Raw genomic sequence first — 17073 nt, forward strand, 5'->3', positions numbered from 1 at the left:
GAAAACTTCAAATGGCACCGGGTTTGGAAAGAAAAAACCCGGCAAAATCACATTTGCCGGGCTTAGGCTGCCGCGAAACTGCAGTTTCGCTTACAATTGTTTTATCGAATCAGGGTGTTCTCCGCCTGACGGGAGGCTGCGCGGTCCGACTTGCCGACAGAGAAATACTCATCGAGCATATCACGCACGATCGGCGCAACGTAAGCGCCGTGGCCTGCGCCTTCACCGACCACGCAGATAACGATCTGCGGGTTGTCAAAGGGCGCAAACGCGATGAACAGACCGTTGTCGAACGACTCGCCGTTCTCGAACATCTCGGCCGTACCGGTCTTGCCGCCGACCTTGATGGGGTAGTCCGCGAAAACGCTGCCTGCGGTACCGCCCTCGTCGGTAACCTCGCTCATGCCCTGCATGACAAGCTCGCGCGTGGCATCCGAAATGTCGATCTTGCCGAGCACCTCGGATTCATCGGTTTTCATGAAGCTGCTGTAATCGTAGCTTTTGATGCTTTTGACGAGCGTCGGCTTGTACAGCGTGCCGCCGTTTACAATCGCGGAAACATAGTTTGCCAGCTGCAGCGGCGTAAAGCCGTTATCCGACTGACCGATCGCTGCGTTCAGATCATCGCCGCCCTGCCATTCGCGGATCGCCGGGTCGGCCTTGCGCTGCTGTTCACGATAGGCCGGGCCTGCTGCCTGACCGGTGGCTTCGCCGACCTCGATGCCGGTCGCCGTGCCGAGACCGAACTTCTTAGTCCACTGCTCGAGGTGCTCACCGGTCAGCTTCTGGCCGACCGTGTAGAAGAACGTGTTGCACGAGTATTTGAGCGCATCCGTGACGTTGAGCGTCATGGGCGTGTCGTGGTTGTTGCAGCGGAAGGTCTGTCCGCCGTACTCGTAGGTGCCGGTGCAGGTAACGTAGGTGTCACCGGAGATGATGCCTTCCTCCAGACCCGCGATGGCGGTCACCATCTTAAAGGTGGAGCCCGGCGGGTACACACCCGAGGTTGCACGGTTTACCTCCGGATGACGGCTGTCCGCCTGAATGGAGGCGTAGTTTTTGTTGTAGTTTGCCAGGTCGTAGGTCGGGTAGGACGCCATCGCGAGCACCTCGCCCGTGTTCGGGTCGAGCGCAACAGCCGCGCCGCCCTTGCCGTAGGCAGACAGATTGCTTTCCAGCGATTTCTCGGCGACTTCCTGCAGGTCAAGGTCAATCGTGGTGATAACATTGTCGCCCGGCTTGGGAGCCGTAGCGGTGGTCTGCTCGGCAATAGCCGAACCGCCAAGGTCGGTCTCCACCGTGCGGGAGCCTGCCGTGCCGTGCAGGTAAGACTCGAGCGCGCTCTCCAGACCGGACTTGCCGATGAGATCGCTCATCTGGTAGCCTGCCTTGTCCTTGTAAGGGCCGCCGTTTTTGTCGGAACTCCACTCGTCGGAGGTCAGGGAGCCGATCGTGCCGAGCAGGTGCGCGGCGGTGGCGGTGTCGTACTGGCGGACGGCTTCGCTCTGGATTTCAATGCCCTGAAAATCCGCGCTGTGCTCCTTGATATAGGCGATCAGGTCCATCGGCACATTGTCCGCGAGCGTGTAGGTCGCCTGATTGCTGAAGCCGACCGTGCGCATGCTGTAATAGATGCCGACCATCGTGCGGGCGTCCGCAAGCGAGAGATCGGTCGGCATGCCGAGGTTTTTCTCCATATAGGCGCGCATGGCATTGATAAACTCGGTCGGGGAGACCAGCTTGGTCGCATCCACCTGCGCTGCCTGATCAATGATGCTGCCGTTTTCGTCGGTCTTGGGGTCGGTCTCGCTCGCCTGCTTGGCAGCGTCTACGGCCGCCGTAACCGCATCCAGACCGAGCGACTTGGCGCTGTCCTTCATATAACCCGACAATTCGGTCAGCGATGCGCTGTTGTAGGTGAACGGCGCGGACTGCGTGATCGGCAGCCGGTCGTTGATGGACGGAATCGCCGCCGTGTCCGCAGAAACCGCCTGCGCGGTGTCGGTCGGGGTGTCCGAGGACGTATCCGTGCTGTCTGCGGCATCCGCAGAGGTGTCACTCGAGGTATCGGTGGCAGCAGCCGCCTTTGCGGCATTCTGCTTGGCGGTCGCGTCCACGGCTGCGGTCTGGATACGGTGCGTCAGATCGAGCAGGGTATCAAACCGCTTGTCGTTGCCGTCCCAGAAGGACGAGTAGATGAGCACGAGCGAAAAGCCGGTGTTGTTGGTAACGAGCGGTCTGCCGTAGCGGTCGAGAATCTCACCGCGGGCTGCGGAAACCGTAGACGTGGTGGTGAGAAACTCCGCCGAGCGGCGGACATACTTTTCGCCGCTCAAAATCTGCAGCTGGAATAACTGCGAGAGCGCCACGCCGCTGCACAGCAGCAGCAGTCCGCACAGCGCGAGCAGACGGCGAAGCAGTTGAGGTTTATTTAACATGGGGAAGTGCTCCTTTCCGCAAAGGGTCAGCGGCTGCGCTTACGGGATTTGCCGCTGAGCCTGCGCAGCGGCAGGTAAACGACAAAGCAGAACAGGCAGGTCAGCACCGTACCGACGGCAAGCTGCCGCAGGACGATCAGGAAGGACGCGCCAGCATGCATCAGCGAGAAGAGATACCGCAGCAGACCGAGCAGCACACACTCAAACGTCGTGAGGATGAGCATGGAAATGTAATTGCGGGTGAGCAGTCTCTGGCAGAGCTTTCCGGCGGCATAGCCGAACAGCAGGAAAAACAGGGGATAGAGACCGTCCACGCCGGTGAAGCTGAGGTCATAGCAGATGCCGACCGTTACGCCGGTAACAGCCGCCTCCGCCGGACCGCCGAGCAGCGCGGCTGCCGTGACGAGTGCGGGCAGCAGATCGACCGCAGAGCCGAAAATGCGCATGCCGCCGAACGTGCCGGTCTGCAGCGCGAAGATAATCACCGAAAACAGCACATACACGATCAGCTTCGGGATGGAAATATGTTCTCTCTGCATGGCTTACTCCGCTGTGTCCGTGTATTCGGTGATGATGGAAACCGAGGAAACGCTGTCCACGCTGACAAACGGCTTGATGACCGCGTAGTACGACAGGCCGCTTTCCTCCGGCTGCACGCTTTCCACCGTGCCGATGAGGATGCCCTTGGGGAATACACCGCCGCGTCCCGAGGTCTCGACCGTATCGCCGACGACCACCTTGGAGTCCTCGCGCAGATAGGACAGGCGAAGCGCACCGCGTGTCATCAGGTTATAGTCGCCCTCCGCAATGGCGGTCTCGCGCGTGCGGGTGACAAGCGCGCCGCACTGCATTTTCGGGTCGGTGATGGAAGTCACCTCGCATGTGTTGTCGGTCACCTCGCTGACAAAGCCGAGCATGCCGTCTACGGTCGTTACAAGATCGTCCTTGTTGACGCCGCTCGAGCTGCCCTTGTCCAGCGTCAGCGTATCCGCCCAGTCGCCCGGACTGCGGGCGATGACCTCGGCGCTGACTGTGGTGGTGGTGCGGGTGTTCTCCGGCTGCCCAAGCTGAGAGCGCAGCTGGTTGTTTTCCTCGAGCGCGATCTGTGCGTCACGCACAAGCTGTGCATTGTCGCTGATCTGCTGCTTGAGCTGCTCATTCTCGGCCTTGAGTGCATCAAACTCGGTGAAATAATCCAGTCCCTTGCTGAAAAAGTGTCCGACACCGGTGCCGAACCGCTGAAACGGCCGGACAACCGCACCGGCGGCTCTCGTGATCGGCGAGGAATTGCCGCTGATGCCGCTGTACACTGCGGAGAGAATGCACAGCAGAATGACGACTGCCGCACCGATCAGGAGCGGAGAGCCGACTTTATGACGTCGTCGCAAAACGAATCTTCCTTTCATAATGTTGCACTGAAATGTGGAATTTCAGCAGGTAAATGCGGCTTATACCGCATGAATATCGCGCAGAATGGTATAAAGCGGAGCCACAGGCAGACCCATGACGCTGTAATAGTCGCCCTCGATGCCCTTGATGAGCAGTGCGCCGTGGCCCTGAATGCCGTAGGCGCCGGCCTTGTCGAGCGGCTCTCCGGTGGCGAGGTAGGCGGCAAGCTCGTCCTCCGCAAAATCGCGGAAGGTGACGCGCGTGCAGGTGTGCAGCGTGTGCGCCCCGCCGTCCGGCGTGAGCACGGCAAGTCCGGTCAGCACCTCGTGAGTGCGCCCGCGCAGACGGCGGAGCATGGAAGCGGCCTCGTCCGCGTCCTTCGGCTTGCCGAGGCGCAGTCCGTCGATCGTGACCATGGTATCCGAGCCGATGCACACGGCGTTCGGGTGCTGCGCCTGCACAGCCTCGGCCTTGAGGCGGGAAAGCCGGGTGACCTCCTCGCCGAGCGGTGCATCCCGCAGGGTTTCGTCCGCATCGGCAGGGCAGACCGTAAAGTGTTCGGTGATAAGGCTCAGAAGCTCCCTGCGCCGCGGCGAAGCGGACGCTAAAACGATCTCCATTATTCGACTCCTCTTTTATATAATCCGTTGGTAAATTCGCCGTCCAGCGGTGCGCCGGACAGGAACGCGCGGGCAATCCGTGCACATTCCTCGGGCGATTCGATGGTGAACTGCAGACGCGCGGTCTGTATGCCCAGGCGGGCGAAATCCTCGCGCAGACACAGCGGACGGCTGTTCAGCAGCGTGTTGCGGCAGCCGAATTCGTTCAGCAGCGGGAAACGCTCCTTGCGGCGGTCGGTGAGGTACGTCACGCCGTTCTGGCACGAGCACTTGCCGCCGTGCTGACGGCGAATGGCGCAGTTTTCAAAGATCATCAGCGGCAGACGGCCGTAGACGATCAGGTCGGTCTCGAGCGGGCCGCGCATATCTCGAATCTGCGCCAGACGAGCCTCGAACGAAAGCGTCTGGCGGGAAACGCCCATTTCAGCCAGCGCACTCAGCGTTTTGCTGTTGTAGGCGTTCAGACCGAAATCGCCGTGCACGGTAAAGCCAAGCCGCTTGGCAAGCGGGATGTGGCCGATGTTTCCTGCGAGAACCGTGTCGGTTCCTCGGCTCATGGCTTCGCCGAGCAGCATCTCGATCTGCGGCTGCTCGTTGTCCGAGAACACGCGCGGCAGGATGGCGGGCAGTCCGGTCTGCGCTGCAACTTCAAGCGGGACGTAAACGGTCTCCAGACCAAGCTCGCGCAGCGCATCTGCCTGCGCCTTGGTGCGCACGGCTGCGGTGTAGCCGCGGAAGCCCTCGCGGGCAGCGGCCTCGTCGTCGCGCGGCAGCACGCTGCCGTGCAGCCAGTCGCGGGAGGGCGCAACGCCGCGTTTTGCCAGCAGAAGGTCGAGTGCGTCGCGGCGCATGCCGTTCATCACGGACGCCGGGATCATCAGGCCGTCCTGCACCTCGATACGCATATTCTCAATATAAAACGGCGTGCCGCCGGTCTTTCTGAGCGATTTTTCGATCATCTCCGGTGTGGTCGGGCGGTTCTGCGCCTGCTCCACCGGCATGACGACCGAAACGCCGTCCGCGCTGAGCACCGCGCCGGTGTCCTTGCGGGCGGTAAAGCAGAGGGAAACCGGCACGAGCGGCGCCTCCTTGCCCTCGGCAAAGCGATGCGCGGCCTCGTCATAGAGTTTCTTTACCTCGTTCATCGGCACATCGGTCTTGGTGCCGAACATGCTGTTGCCCAGTTTGCCGGTGTAGTAGCCGTCGGTGAAGCCGTCGCGCGAGAACACGCGGCGCAGAATGTCGCGCTCCTCGGCGGTCGGTCTGCGGTGCTCACGGAGCAGATCGGAGTAGACCTTGGTTACAATAGCGGCGTACTCCGGACGCTTCATGCGGCCCTCGATCTTGAGCGAGGACACACCCCAGTCGGAAAGCTCGGCAACATGTCCGGCGAGCATAAGATCCTTGAGCGACAGCGGATAGCCGACGCTGTACGGCAGGCGGCACGGCTGTGCACACAGACCGCGGTTGCCCGAGCGCTGACCGATCACGGCGGACAGATAGCACTGACCCGAGTAGCACATGCACAGCGCACCGTGCACGAACACCTCGGTCTCGACACCGGCCTGCTCGGTGATGAGTTTGATCTCCTCGCGGGAGCATTCCCGGCTGAGCACTACGCGCGAAAAGCCGATGTCGCGCGCCTGCTTTGCTGCATCGAGCGTGTGAATGGTCATCTGCGTGGAGGCGTGCAGCGCGAAATCCGGTGCGTGTGCGTGGATGAGCCGCGCCAGCCCCAGATCCTGAATGATGAGTGCGTCCGCGCCTGCTTCGTACAGGAACTTTGCGTCCTCGAGTGCATCCTCAAGCTCGCGGTCGCCGGCAAGAATGTTGAGCGTGATATTGGTTTTTACGTCGCGTGCGCGGCAGTAGGCGATGGCGTCCGCCATCTCGTCATGCGAAAAGCCCTGTGCGTTGCGGCGTGCGTTGAACATGCCGAAGCCCATATAGACCGCGCCTGCACCGGACTGCACAGCGGCGCGAATGCCCTCCGGCGAACCGGCGGGAGCAAGAAGTTCTACTTTATTCCTCATTTGCGGTTGTGATTCGGGTGCTTGCCGTTATTCTGCGCCTGCCGGTCGCGCAGTGCGGCAAGCTCGGCTTCGAGGGCACGGCATTTTGCCTCAGCGGCTTCGGCGGCAGACTTGGCCTTGATGTAATCATCCGCCAGCGTGACCGTTGCCAGTGCCAGCGCGCGTGTGGACGCAAACGACGGCGAGCCGCCGCAGTGCGCTACGGTCTGGCGTGCCAGCTCGGCTACCTCATGCATATAGTCCGCGCTCTCGTCGGAGACCAGGTTGTATTTTTGACCGGCAATATGAAGAACCATGCGGTTTGCCATAACGGGTCCCTTCCTTTCATTAAATATAGTGCAGGCAGAGCAGCCGAAAACAGGCGGCTCTGCTCGAATAGGCATAAGAAGATAAGATATAGTATAGCACAATATGACAGGTTTTGAAACAAAAATTCTGTGCAAACGATAAAAAACTCCGTATAGAATTTTCACAATGTGTATAAAGTGTAAAAGATTTGCGTTCGGCTTGTCTCGCGCGTTTTAGTGTGATAAAATGTGTATATTGGCGGAAGTCCGGGAAAAGGCTTCCACGTTATCTTTTGGAGGTCATTTTTATGCTGAACATGAACGAGGTCCGGCGTATTGTCGTCAAGGTCGGCTCCTCGACGCTGACTTATGACAACGGCAAGCCGAATATCCGCCGTATCGAGCGTCTGGTACGCACGATCAGCGACCTGCAGAACCGCGGCTTCGAGATGGTGCTCGTATCCTCGGGTGCGGTGGCGGTCGGCACGGCAAAGCTCGGCCTGGCGGAGCGACCGAAGGAGCTGTCGGTCAAGCAGGCGGCGGCGGCTGTCGGACAGTGCGAGCTGATGCACATTTACGACAAAATGTTTCTGGAATACGGCATCAACGTGGCGCAGATCCTGCTGACGCGCGAGAATATCGTCGATGACGACCAGCGCGCCAACATTCATAACACGTTTACCGCGCTGACCAAGATCGGCGTTGTGCCCATCATCAACGAAAACGACACGGTTGCAACTGCCGAGCTGAAGCACATCGAGAACTTTGGTGATAACGATACGCTGTCTGCAGTCGTGGCACGCATGTGCGATGCCGATCTGCTGGTTATCTTCTCGGATATCGACGGCCTGTACGACTCCAACCCGCGCACCAACCCGCAGGCCAAGCTGATTAACCACGTCGGCAAGATCGACGCAAAAATCCGCCGCATGGCGGGCGGCGCCGGTTCCGCGCACGGCACGGGCGGCATGGCGACCAAAATCACCGCCGCAGAGCTTTGCATGGACGCAGGCATTCCAATGATGGTCGCCAACGGCGATAAGCAGGGACTTTTGTACGATATTGTGGACGGTAAAGAGGTTGGAACCCTGTTCCAACGCGAACGCTAACGTATACCGTAGGGCGCGACGACTCGGCGCGCCGTTTCTAACGAATTGCAGATGGTTTACAGCGGCGTGCCGAGGTCGTCACGCCCTACAAGATAAATTGTGCAGATTATGAGGTGAATATAAATGAGAACGCTTATGCAGATTGCTGAGGATGCCCGCCGCTCCAAGTACGCGGTGGCGAAGCTCGGCACGAACGACAAAAACCGCGGCATTCTCGCCATTGCGGACACGCTGATGGCACATGCGGACGAGATCATCGCGGCAAACAGGATTGATATTGAAAACGGCAGAGCGGCAGGTCTGAACGACGGCCTGATCGACCGTCTGATGCTGGACGAAAAGCGCATTGCGGGCATTGCCGAAGGCTGCCGTCAGGTGGCGGCGCTGCCCGACCCGGTCGGTGAGGTACTTTGGATGCACAAGCGTCCGAACGGCCTGAACATCGGTCAGAAGCGCGTGCCGATGGGTGTGATCGGTATTATCTACGAGGCTCGCCCGAACGTTACCGTGGATGCGGCTGTGCTGTGCTTCAAGGCGGGTTCGGCGTGCATTCTGCGCGGCGGCAAGGAGGCGTTCCAGTCCTCCATGTGCCTGACCAGACTGATGCGCGAGGCACTGGCGGCCGAGGGTCTGCCGGAGAACGCCATCAATCTGGTGGAGGACACCAGCCGCGACACCGCAACCCAGATGATGAAGCTCAACGGCTATCTCGATGTGCTGATTCCGCGCGGCGGCGCAGGACTGATCCGCTCGGTTGTCATGAACGCGACCGTGCCCGTCATCGAGACCGGCACGGGCAACTGCCACGTTTACGTTGATGCGACCGCCGACCTCGAGATGGCGAAGAACATTCTGGTCAACGCCAAGTGTCAGCGCCCGAGCGTATGCAATGCGGCGGAAAGTCTGCTCGTCCACAAGGACGTTGCGGAGAAATTCCTGCCGATGGCGGCAGAGGGCCTTGCGCCCGACCATGTAGCCATCCACGGCTGTCCGCGCACGATGAGTATCCTCGGTGACAGCATTGCGCCCGCGACCGATGAGGATTACGGCAGAGAATACCTCGGCTACGAGATTTCGTGCAAGGTGGTCGATTCGCTCGACGAGGCCATTGACCACATCAACCGCTTTAACACCGGTCACTCGGAGTGCATCGTCACCCGCGATTATGATGCGTCGCAGCGATTCCTCGAGGAAGTGGACGCGGCGGCTGTCTATGTCAATGCGTCTACGCGCTTTACCGACGGCTTTGAGTTCGGCTTCGGCGCTGAAATCGGCATTTCTACCCAGAAGCTGCACGCACGCGGTCCGATGGGTCTGACCGCGCTCACCACCACCAAGTATATCATTTACGGAAACGGACAGGTGCGATAATGGATAAAACGATGGAGAAGGAATACAAGTGGCGTGCCGACGAGAAGCTGCTCGGTCAGGCGCTGCTATGGGCTTCCTCGCGGATTGGCAGCCAGAGCCGAACCATCAACATGGAATCCAGCTATTTTGACACGGCGGACGGACTGCTGAAGAAACATCAGGCGGCACTGCGTCTGCGCCGCGAGAACGACCGCAGCGTGTGCTGCATGAAGCTGCGCAACACGGATACGCCGGACGGCATGCGTGCCCACGAGGAGTACCAGTGCGAGGCGGTCTCTCTGCTTGACGGTCTGCGCCGTTTGCCCGAACTTGGTGCACCGAACGACCTGTGCGAGCGGGCGCTGGCAGCCGACCTGCAGGAAATCTGCACGGTTTCGTTCCGCCGGTGTGCGGTGCTGCTGCAGGAGGGCGATACCGTGTGCGAAATGGCGCTTGACGAAGGCGAACTGCGTCATAACGGTAAATCGGCGCCGCTGTGCGAGATCGAACTGGAGTATGTCGCAGGCAGCGAGGATACCTTCCACGCGCTTGCCGCAGAGCTGGCGCAGCAGCTTGACCTCGTGGTTGAGCCGACCAGCAAGCTGGCGAGAGCGATGGCGCTGTAAATTTCGCTTTACAAGACGGCTCCTATACAGTATAATGGGAACTGCAACAGGGGAATGAGGTTCTCCCTTGGGTAATACCCTAAACCGCTTTTTTAGACTTTTTTAGACTTAAAGCTGATGACTTCTGCGTACTATTTCTGCGCAGATGCCATCGGCTTTTCTGCGTTTTGGGGAGGAAAAAATTATGCTTACTTCACTCGCACTCGTATTTCTGCTCGGTCTGGCTGCGGCGGCGCTGTGCAGCCGGATCGGTCTGCCGCGCATCATCGGTATGCTGCTCTCGGGCATTCTGATAGGCCCGTATGTGCTGAACTGGCTGGACGATTCCATTTTGTCCATCTCGTCCGAGCTGCGGCAGATGGCGCTTATCATTATTTTAATTAAAGCGGGTCTGTCACTCGATTTGTCCGACCTCAAGCGGGTGGGACGTCCGGCGGTCATGATGGCGTGCGTGCCTGCAAGCTGTGAGATTCTGGCGTTTTTTCTGCTCGCGCCGCACATTCTGGGCATTAACCGGATAGAAGCGGCCGTCATGGGTGCCGTGCTCGGCGCGGTATCTCCGGCGGTGGTTGTGCCGAGAATGCTACAGCTGATGGAAGAAAAGCGGGGAACAGGGCAGGGCATTCCGCAGATGATACTGGCGGGCGCGTCCTGCGACGATATTTATGTGATCGTGCTGTTCTCGACCTTTGTCGGTATGGCACAGGGCGGCAGTGCCAACATGATGGATTTCGTGAACATCCCGATTTCCATTGTGCTCGGCGTGGCGCTCGGCGCGGCTGTCGGTCTGCTGCTGCACCTGTTCCTTGAAACCGCGTACCGGCATGGCTGTTACGTCCGCAACAGTACCAAGGTAATCCTGATTCTCGGACTGTCGTTCCTGCTGATGGCGGTGGAGACCTGGCTCAAGGGCATCGTGTCCGTGTCCGGACTGCTGGCCGTTATGAGCATGGCGTGCGTCCTCAAGATCAAAAGTCCGGAAAAAGTCACCAAACGTCTGTCCGCCAAGTTCGGCAAGCTGTGGATCGCTGCCGAAGCGATTCTTTTCGTGCTGGTCGGCGCGGCTGTGGATATCCGCTGCGCGGCACAGGCCGGTGCAGCCGCTGTGCTCATGATCGCACTTGCGCTCGTGTTCCGCGCGGTCGGCGTGAGCATCTGTATGCTCGGTACCGGGCTGAACCGAAAGGAGCGCCTGTTCTGCGTCATCGCCTATCTGCCGAAGGCAACCGTGCAGGCGGCCATCGGCTCGGTGCCGCTGTCGATGGGTCTGCCATGCGGACAGCTGGTGCTTTCGGTGGCGGTGCTCGCCATCCTGATTACCGCGCCGCTCGGCGCCATTGGCATCGACCGTACCGCCGGACACCTTCTCATGCAGGAGAACTCGTCCGATATTGCAGAATGAGGATATGTTGGGTGCGTTTGTGATAACTGCTGTCATTTTTCTTGGCAGAAAATTGTGCAAAGTGTATATTTTTCGCTAAAGATGCAATTTCCTTCGTGAAATCTTGCAAAATTGCACGTTTCCGTGTATAATTAAAGTGAAATTTTAGGAGGGTAAAACATATGACTTTCGACAGCATAATCACAATAGCGGCATTCTGCTGTTACCTGATCTTTATGCTCTGCATAGGCATGTATTTCGTCGGCAAAAACCGCACGACAAATGAGTATTTTCTGGGCGGCCGACAGCTTGGCTCGTGGGTAACCGGCCTGAGCGCACAGGCGTCCGACATGTCCGGCTGGCTGCTGATGGGCCTGCCGGGTGCGGCGTACCTGTCCGGTATTTCCGCAGGCTGGATCGCCATTGGTCTGGCAATCGGCACTTACCTTAACTGGCTGTTCGTTGCCAAGCGTCTGCGCCAGTACACCAAGACCGCAGACGACGCGATTACGCTGCCGCAGTTCTTCAAAAACCGTTTCCACGATGAAAGCGGCTGGATTTCGGTTATTGCAGCGGTGTTCATTCTGGTGTTTTTCCTGTTCTACACCGCGTCCGGCTTTGTGTCCTGCGCGAAGCTGTTCTCGTCCGTATTCGGCATTCCGTATCTGGTTTCGCTGGTGATCGGTGCGGTGGTCGTTATCTCGTATACGTTTGCGGGCGGCTTTTTCGCCGTTTGCTGGACCGACTTCTTCCAGGGCATTCTGATGTTTTTCTGCGTGCTCGCGGTTCCGACCATCGCTATCTTCTCGATGGGCGGCCCGACCGAGTTCTTCTCGCAGGTGGAAGCGTTCAATCCGCACTTCCTGAATATGTTCGTTGACGGTGCGACCGGCGTGCCGTATACTGCAATGGGCATTATCTCTCTGCTCGCATGGGGTCTCGGCTACTTTGGTCAGCCGCATATTCTTGTCCGTTTCATGGGTATTTCGTCCCCGCAGGCGATCAAGAAATCCCGACGCATTGCTACGGTATGGGTGCTTATCTCGCTGACCGCAGCTATCATGATTGGCGTTTCCGGCCGTATGTTCCTCGGTGACAGCATTGTCCTGACCGACGGCAACCAGGAGACCATCTATATCAGCATGGTGGCGAAGATCTTCCCGGTATTCATCGCCGGTATCTTCCTGTCGGCTATTCTGGCAGCCATCATGTCCACTGCGGACAGTCAGCTGCTGGTTACCGCATCTGCGCTGACCGAGGACTTCTACCACAACAAGATTCACAAAAACGCAAGCGAGAAGGAGCTGATGTGGGTCTCCCGCGGCTGCGTTATGGCGGTAGCAATTATCGCTGTTTTGATCGCAACCAACCAGAACAGCACCATCCTTGGTCTGGTATCCTACGCATGGGGCGGCTTCGGCTCTGCCTTCGGTCCGCTGGTTCTGTGTTCGCTGTTCTGGAGACGCACGAACAAGCAGGGTGCGTATGCCGGCATTATCGTCGGCGGCGTGGTCGATCTGGTATGGGCGCAGCTGTCCGGCGGCATCTTCGATCTGTATGAGATCGTGCCGGGCTTTGTATTCGGTCTGCTTGCTATCGTTGTTGTCAGCCTGCTGACGCCGGCACCGACCAAGGCAGTGACCGATGAGTTCGATTCCTACCATCACTGCGTAGAGTAATCTGCAAAAGCGGAAGTTAAGGCAGCACCGCAAAATTTATTCGCAAATCGCTCCTGTTCAATTATGCGATATTGCCTTAAGAGTAAGTAATGTAAGTAAAGGGAATACCCGATGTGGTACCGCCCGGAATCAATGAGGCGAGGAGGAGACTGCTATGACAAAGCAGACCGGAATTGTAGACCGTTTTGAAGGCGATTCCGTAGTCGTTGAAGTAAACGGCGAAATGGTGAATTTCGACCGTGCCGATGCACCGGCAATGCTGTGCGAGGGCATGGTGGTCATCATCAAGGACGACCGTATCGTTGATATCGACGAGATCGAGACCCAGCGCATGGAAAACGATATGCGCCGTCGATTTGAGCGAATTCTCGGTAAGAATACTGATTGAATACCCCAGTAAAGGAAAGGCGAACACCAATGGAAAAGAAACCCTTTTTGACGCTCCAGCAAGTGCAGGAGATCACCAAAACCTATCCGACTCCGTTCTACATTTACGATGAGAAGGCGATCCGCGAGAACGCCCGCAAGGTAAAGGAAGCATTTGCGTGGAACCCGGGCTACAAGGAATACTTCGCTGTCAAGGCGACGCCGAACCCGCGCCTCATCCAGATTCTGCATGAGGAAGGCTTTGGCTGTGACTGCTCCAGCCTGCCTGAGCTGCAGCTCAGCGATGTGTGCGGCGTAAAGGAGCATGACATCATGTTCTCCTCCAACGTCACTCCGGCAGAGGACTACAAGCTCGCATCCGACCTGAACACCATCATCAACTTCGATGATATTACCCACCTCGATTTCTACGACAAGGTAGTAGGCGACTGGAAGGAGACCATGTCCTGCCGCTTCAATCCGGGCGGTGACTTCGTGCTGAACAACTCCATCATGGATACCCCGCAGGAGGCCAAGTACGGCATGACCCGCGAGCAGCTGGTCGAGGCGTTCAAGTACATGAAGCAAAAGGGTGTTAAGCATTTCGGCATTCACGCATTCCTCGCCTCCAACACGGTTGCCAATGAGTACTATCCGGCACTGGCACGCATCCTGTTCCAGCTGGCGGTTGACGTGCAGAAGGAGACCGGCGTGCATATCGCGTTTATCAACCTGTCCGGCGGCGTAGGCATTCCGTACCGTCCGTCGCAGGAGCCGAATGACATTATGGCCATCGGTGAAGGCGTACATCAGGCTTACGACGAGGTTCTTGTTCCGGCCGGCATGGACGATGTTGCCATCTACACCGAGATGGGCCGCTTCATCCTTGGCCCTTACGGCGCTCTGGTTGCCCAGTGCATCCACCAGAAGCATACCTATAAGGAGTATGCCGGTCTGGACGCCTGTGCAGCAAACCTCATGCGTCCGGCGATGTACGGCGCATACCACCATATCACCGTGCTCGGCAAGGAAAACGCGCTGTGCGATCATACCTACGACGTGACCGGCGGTCTGTGCGAAAATAACGACAAGTTTGCCGTTGACCGCAATCTGCCGCAGATCGACATCGGCGATTACGTTTATATCCACGATACCGGCGCGCACGGCTTCTCGATGGGCTATAACTACAACGCAAAGCTGCGCTCCGCAGAGCTGCTGCTGTGCGAGGACGGCTCGGTAGAGATGATCCGCCGCGCAGAGACCCCGAAGGACTACTTTGCAACGTTTGATTTTACCGGACTGTTTGATAATATTAAGTAAGAGCCTTACGCATACAGAAAAGGACCCGTTTCGGGTCCTTTTTTGCGTTCTGTGGAGTAATTGAGGATTGAAAATGGAGAATGGAAAATGAACGTACAGATGAAACAATGTCTCCGGTTGGGTTTAACATAAGGGGGGTATTGGGGAACGGCGGGGTGAGGGCACCCCGCCCTACGGATAGTTGTTAAATGATATTAATGGATTATATTCGTAGGTGCCGTCCGTAATAACGAGCCAACGAGTTGCGCGACACGGGTATCCTCCAGAGGACCTTCTCTTGCCCTTCGGGCAATTCACCTTGTGTCGCGCCTGCGTAGAGTAAACCATATGTGTAGCAGTAATGTATCTGGCATTGCATAGAGGTAGGGGAATGGGCGGACACATTGGTCCGCCCCTACGGAAGAAAAATCCTCTGCCGTTCCTTTATAGTCTCAGTTCTGCAAATTTCGCCGTGCTATCCCAAAGGGAAAGGGGTGAAAATCAGAGGGTGGAAACCGCAGGTGTCTACCCTCTTGTGCCCCTGCCGGGTAGGCAAACCAATGTTAAATATGTGTAAAGCCTGCGTATTAACGCAATTTTTATTGACAGTACCATGTAAAAACCATATAATTAAAATGTATGCGAATTGTGAAGAAATAATGAAAATGATTATGTAACAAAACGGGAGGAAGCATATGGATTTTGATGTGCTGTCAATCGTGCAGATGATCGGCGGTCTTGCGCTGTTCATCTACGGTATGACGACAATGGGAAAGGGTTTGGAGCGCGCAGCAGGCTCTAAACTGGAGAAAACGCTTGAAAAAATGACGGGCAATGTCGTTACTGCTCTGCTGATGGGCATGGTCGTTACCATGGTCATTCAATCTTCGTCCGCAACGACCGTTATGGTTGTCGGCTTTGTAAACGCCGGTATCATGACGCTCAAGCAGTCGGTCGGCGTTATCCTCGGTGCCAACATCGGTACCACGATTACCGCGCAGATCCTGCGTCTGTCCGGCGGCGAGGGCAGCGGCAGCCTGTTCATGGATCTGCTCAAGCCGAAGAATCTGGCATATATCATCGTACTTGTCGGCGTAATCATTATGATGATTGCAAAAAAGCGCCGTACCCGCGATATCGCGGATATCTTCACCGGCTTCGGTATTCTGTTCATCGGCATGTCGGTCATGGAGGGCGCGGTTGCACCGCTGGCTGATCTGCCGCAGTTCGCGGATCTGTTCGCTGCTATCTCCAATCCGGTGCTTGGCGTGCTGGTCGGCGCGGGCGTTACCGCGATCATCCAGTCGTCCTCCGCATCGGTTGGTATTCTGCAGGCGCTGTCCACTACGGGTGCGATCACCTATTCGGCTGCTATCCCGATCATCCTCGGTCAGAACATCGGTACCTGTATCACCGCATTCCTGTCCTCGGTGGGCGGCTCCAAGAATGCCCGCCGTACCGCGATGGTACACTTCTACTTCAACCTGATCGGCTCCATCCTGTTCCTGATCGGCATTTATGCGATTCAGTACACGGTTGGTTTCTCTTTCTGGGATAACGCAATCGACAAGGGCGGCATCGCAAACTTCCATACGCTGTTCAACCTCACCTGTACGGTGCTGTTCCTGCCGTTCACCGGTCTGCTGGTCAAGCTGGCAACGGCGAGCGTGCCCGCAGAGGAGACGCAGGAGGACCCGCTGGCAAAGCTGGAGCCTCGCTTCCTGACCACGCCGTCCCTGGCACTCGATCAGGCACAGCGCTGCATTGCTGACATGGGCGACACTGCCAAGCAGAATTTCCATCTGGCAACCGACCCGCTGTTCGGCGGCGCGGCTGCAAACGAGGAGATCTTCCACGAGCACGAGGCCTTCCTCGACCGTGCAGAGGTTGAGATTGGCCGTTACCTGACCACCATCCACAACATCCGTTCGGTCGATCAGCGCCGTCAGATGGCCGAGATGATGCACTCGCTGTCTGATTTTGAGAAGATCGGCGACTATGCGCAGAACATCTTCGAGCGTGCCGACGAGTTCCGTGAGGCCGGTCTGTCCTTCTCGCCGAGTGCGATGCAGGAACTGCGCACCATGTGCGAAGCGGTTGCCGAGGTGCTCGACATGACCGTTGACGGCTATGACAATCAGGCTGTTTCGACCGCCCGTATGGTCGAGCCGCTGGAAGAAGTCGTGGATACGATGAAGGAGCGTCTCAAGAGCCGCCACATCGAGCGTCTGGGCCGGAACGAGTGCACCATGCAGACCGGTATCCACTTCCTGGATATTGTGCATGACCTTGAGAAGATCAGCGACCACTGCTCGAATATCGCCATTTATACCATCCAGCTGGCGGAGGGCGCAGCCGAGTTTGATACGCACGCCTACGTCAAGCAGGCATATAAGGAGACCCCGCAGTTCGCGGAGAAGCTCAAATTCTATCAGAATAAGTACCTCACCAAGATTGATGAAGTCGAGGCGATGGAGTAATCAAAAAGAGATTGGC

Annotated in this window: 14 protein-coding genes and 1 riboswitch; of the genes, 8 read left to right on the top strand and 6 right to left on the bottom strand. The window is 57.7% G+C overall.

The window, feature by feature from the left end:
* Positions 1 to 101: 101 nt before the first annotated feature.
* From ACWVX6_RS06705 to ACWVX6_RS06730, 6 genes are read right to left on the bottom strand one after another with little or no spacing between them, the layout of a single operon-like run.
* Positions 102 to 2438, bottom strand: coding sequence for a penicillin-binding transpeptidase domain-containing protein (locus tag ACWVX6_RS06705; RefSeq protein ID WP_455152703.1), 2337 nt, complete (start codon positions 2436 to 2438; stop codon positions 102 to 104).
* Between the two features lie 26 nt (positions 2439 to 2464).
* On the bottom strand, positions 2465 to 2977 hold the full coding sequence (gene mreD, locus ACWVX6_RS06710) for a rod shape-determining protein MreD (protein WP_455152704.1): 513 nt from the start codon (positions 2975 to 2977) through the stop codon (positions 2465 to 2467).
* Positions 2978 to 2980: 3 nt separating this feature from the next.
* A complete protein-coding gene (gene mreC, locus ACWVX6_RS06715; protein ID WP_158575062.1) occupies positions 2981 to 3826 on the bottom strand; it encodes a rod shape-determining protein MreC in 846 nt (281 codons plus the stop codon).
* A 60-nt stretch (positions 3827 to 3886) separates the two neighbouring features.
* On the bottom strand, positions 3887 to 4447 hold the full coding sequence (locus ACWVX6_RS06720) for a Maf family protein (RefSeq protein WP_161274067.1): 561 nt from the start codon (positions 4445 to 4447) through the stop codon (positions 3887 to 3889).
* Positions 4447 to 6480 (bottom strand): DUF3656 domain-containing U32 family peptidase, encoded by a 2034-nt coding sequence (locus ACWVX6_RS06725; protein WP_455152705.1) that lies wholly within the window; start codon positions 6478 to 6480, stop codon positions 4447 to 4449. The genes ACWVX6_RS06720 and ACWVX6_RS06725 overlap by 1 nt, the downstream gene beginning before the upstream one ends.
* Positions 6477 to 6788 (bottom strand): cell division protein ZapA, encoded by a 312-nt coding sequence (locus ACWVX6_RS06730; protein ID WP_161274065.1) that lies wholly within the window; start codon positions 6786 to 6788, stop codon positions 6477 to 6479. The genes ACWVX6_RS06725 and ACWVX6_RS06730 overlap by 4 nt, the downstream gene beginning before the upstream one ends.
* A gap of 287 nt (positions 6789 to 7075) precedes the next feature.
* Between ACWVX6_RS06730 and proB the strand changes: the two genes are divergently transcribed.
* The 8 genes from proB to ACWVX6_RS06770 all read left to right on the top strand — a co-directional run bounded on the left by proB (position 7076) and on the right by ACWVX6_RS06770 (position 17057).
* Positions 7076 to 7876 carry a glutamate 5-kinase gene (gene proB / locus ACWVX6_RS06735; RefSeq protein WP_455152706.1) on the top strand — a complete coding sequence of 267 codons (801 nt, stop codon included), beginning with the start codon at positions 7076 to 7078 and terminating at the stop codon, positions 7874 to 7876.
* Positions 7877 to 7999: 123 nt separating this feature from the next.
* On the top strand, positions 8000 to 9247 hold the full coding sequence (locus ACWVX6_RS06740) for a glutamate-5-semialdehyde dehydrogenase (protein WP_455152707.1): 1248 nt from the start codon (positions 8000 to 8002) through the stop codon (positions 9245 to 9247).
* Positions 9247 to 9852, top strand: coding sequence for a CYTH domain-containing protein (locus tag ACWVX6_RS06745; RefSeq protein ID WP_455152708.1), 606 nt, complete (start codon positions 9247 to 9249; stop codon positions 9850 to 9852). Before ACWVX6_RS06740 ends, ACWVX6_RS06745 begins: the two co-directional genes overlap by 1 nt.
* 41 nt (positions 9853 to 9893) lie before the next feature.
* Positions 9894 to 9986, top strand: a riboswitch (Fluoride riboswitch).
* Positions 9987 to 10036: 50 nt separating this feature from the next.
* The gene (locus ACWVX6_RS06750; protein WP_455152709.1) at positions 10037 to 11254 is read left to right on the top strand and encodes a cation:proton antiporter; all 1218 of its coding nucleotides are present in this window, start codon (positions 10037 to 10039) and stop codon (positions 11252 to 11254) included.
* Positions 11255 to 11415: 161 nt separating this feature from the next.
* Positions 11416 to 12912 carry a sodium/proline symporter PutP gene (gene putP / locus ACWVX6_RS06755; RefSeq protein WP_455152710.1) on the top strand — a complete coding sequence of 499 codons (1497 nt, stop codon included), beginning with the start codon at positions 11416 to 11418 and terminating at the stop codon, positions 12910 to 12912.
* Between the two features lie 154 nt (positions 12913 to 13066).
* A complete protein-coding gene (locus ACWVX6_RS06760; RefSeq protein ID WP_118360203.1) occupies positions 13067 to 13300 on the top strand; it encodes a DUF3006 domain-containing protein in 234 nt (77 codons plus the stop codon).
* 29 nt (positions 13301 to 13329) lie between these two features.
* Positions 13330 to 14598, top strand: a complete 1269-nt coding sequence (locus ACWVX6_RS06765) for a diaminopimelate decarboxylase (protein ID WP_455152711.1) — start codon at positions 13330 to 13332, stop codon at positions 14596 to 14598.
* A 674-nt stretch (positions 14599 to 15272) separates the two neighbouring features.
* Positions 15273 to 17057 carry a Na/Pi cotransporter family protein gene (locus tag ACWVX6_RS06770; protein WP_118729736.1) on the top strand — a complete coding sequence of 595 codons (1785 nt, stop codon included), beginning with the start codon at positions 15273 to 15275 and terminating at the stop codon, positions 17055 to 17057.
* Positions 17058 to 17073: the final 16 nt, after the last annotated feature.

It is taken from the genome of Butyricicoccus sp., assembly GCF_977037065.1.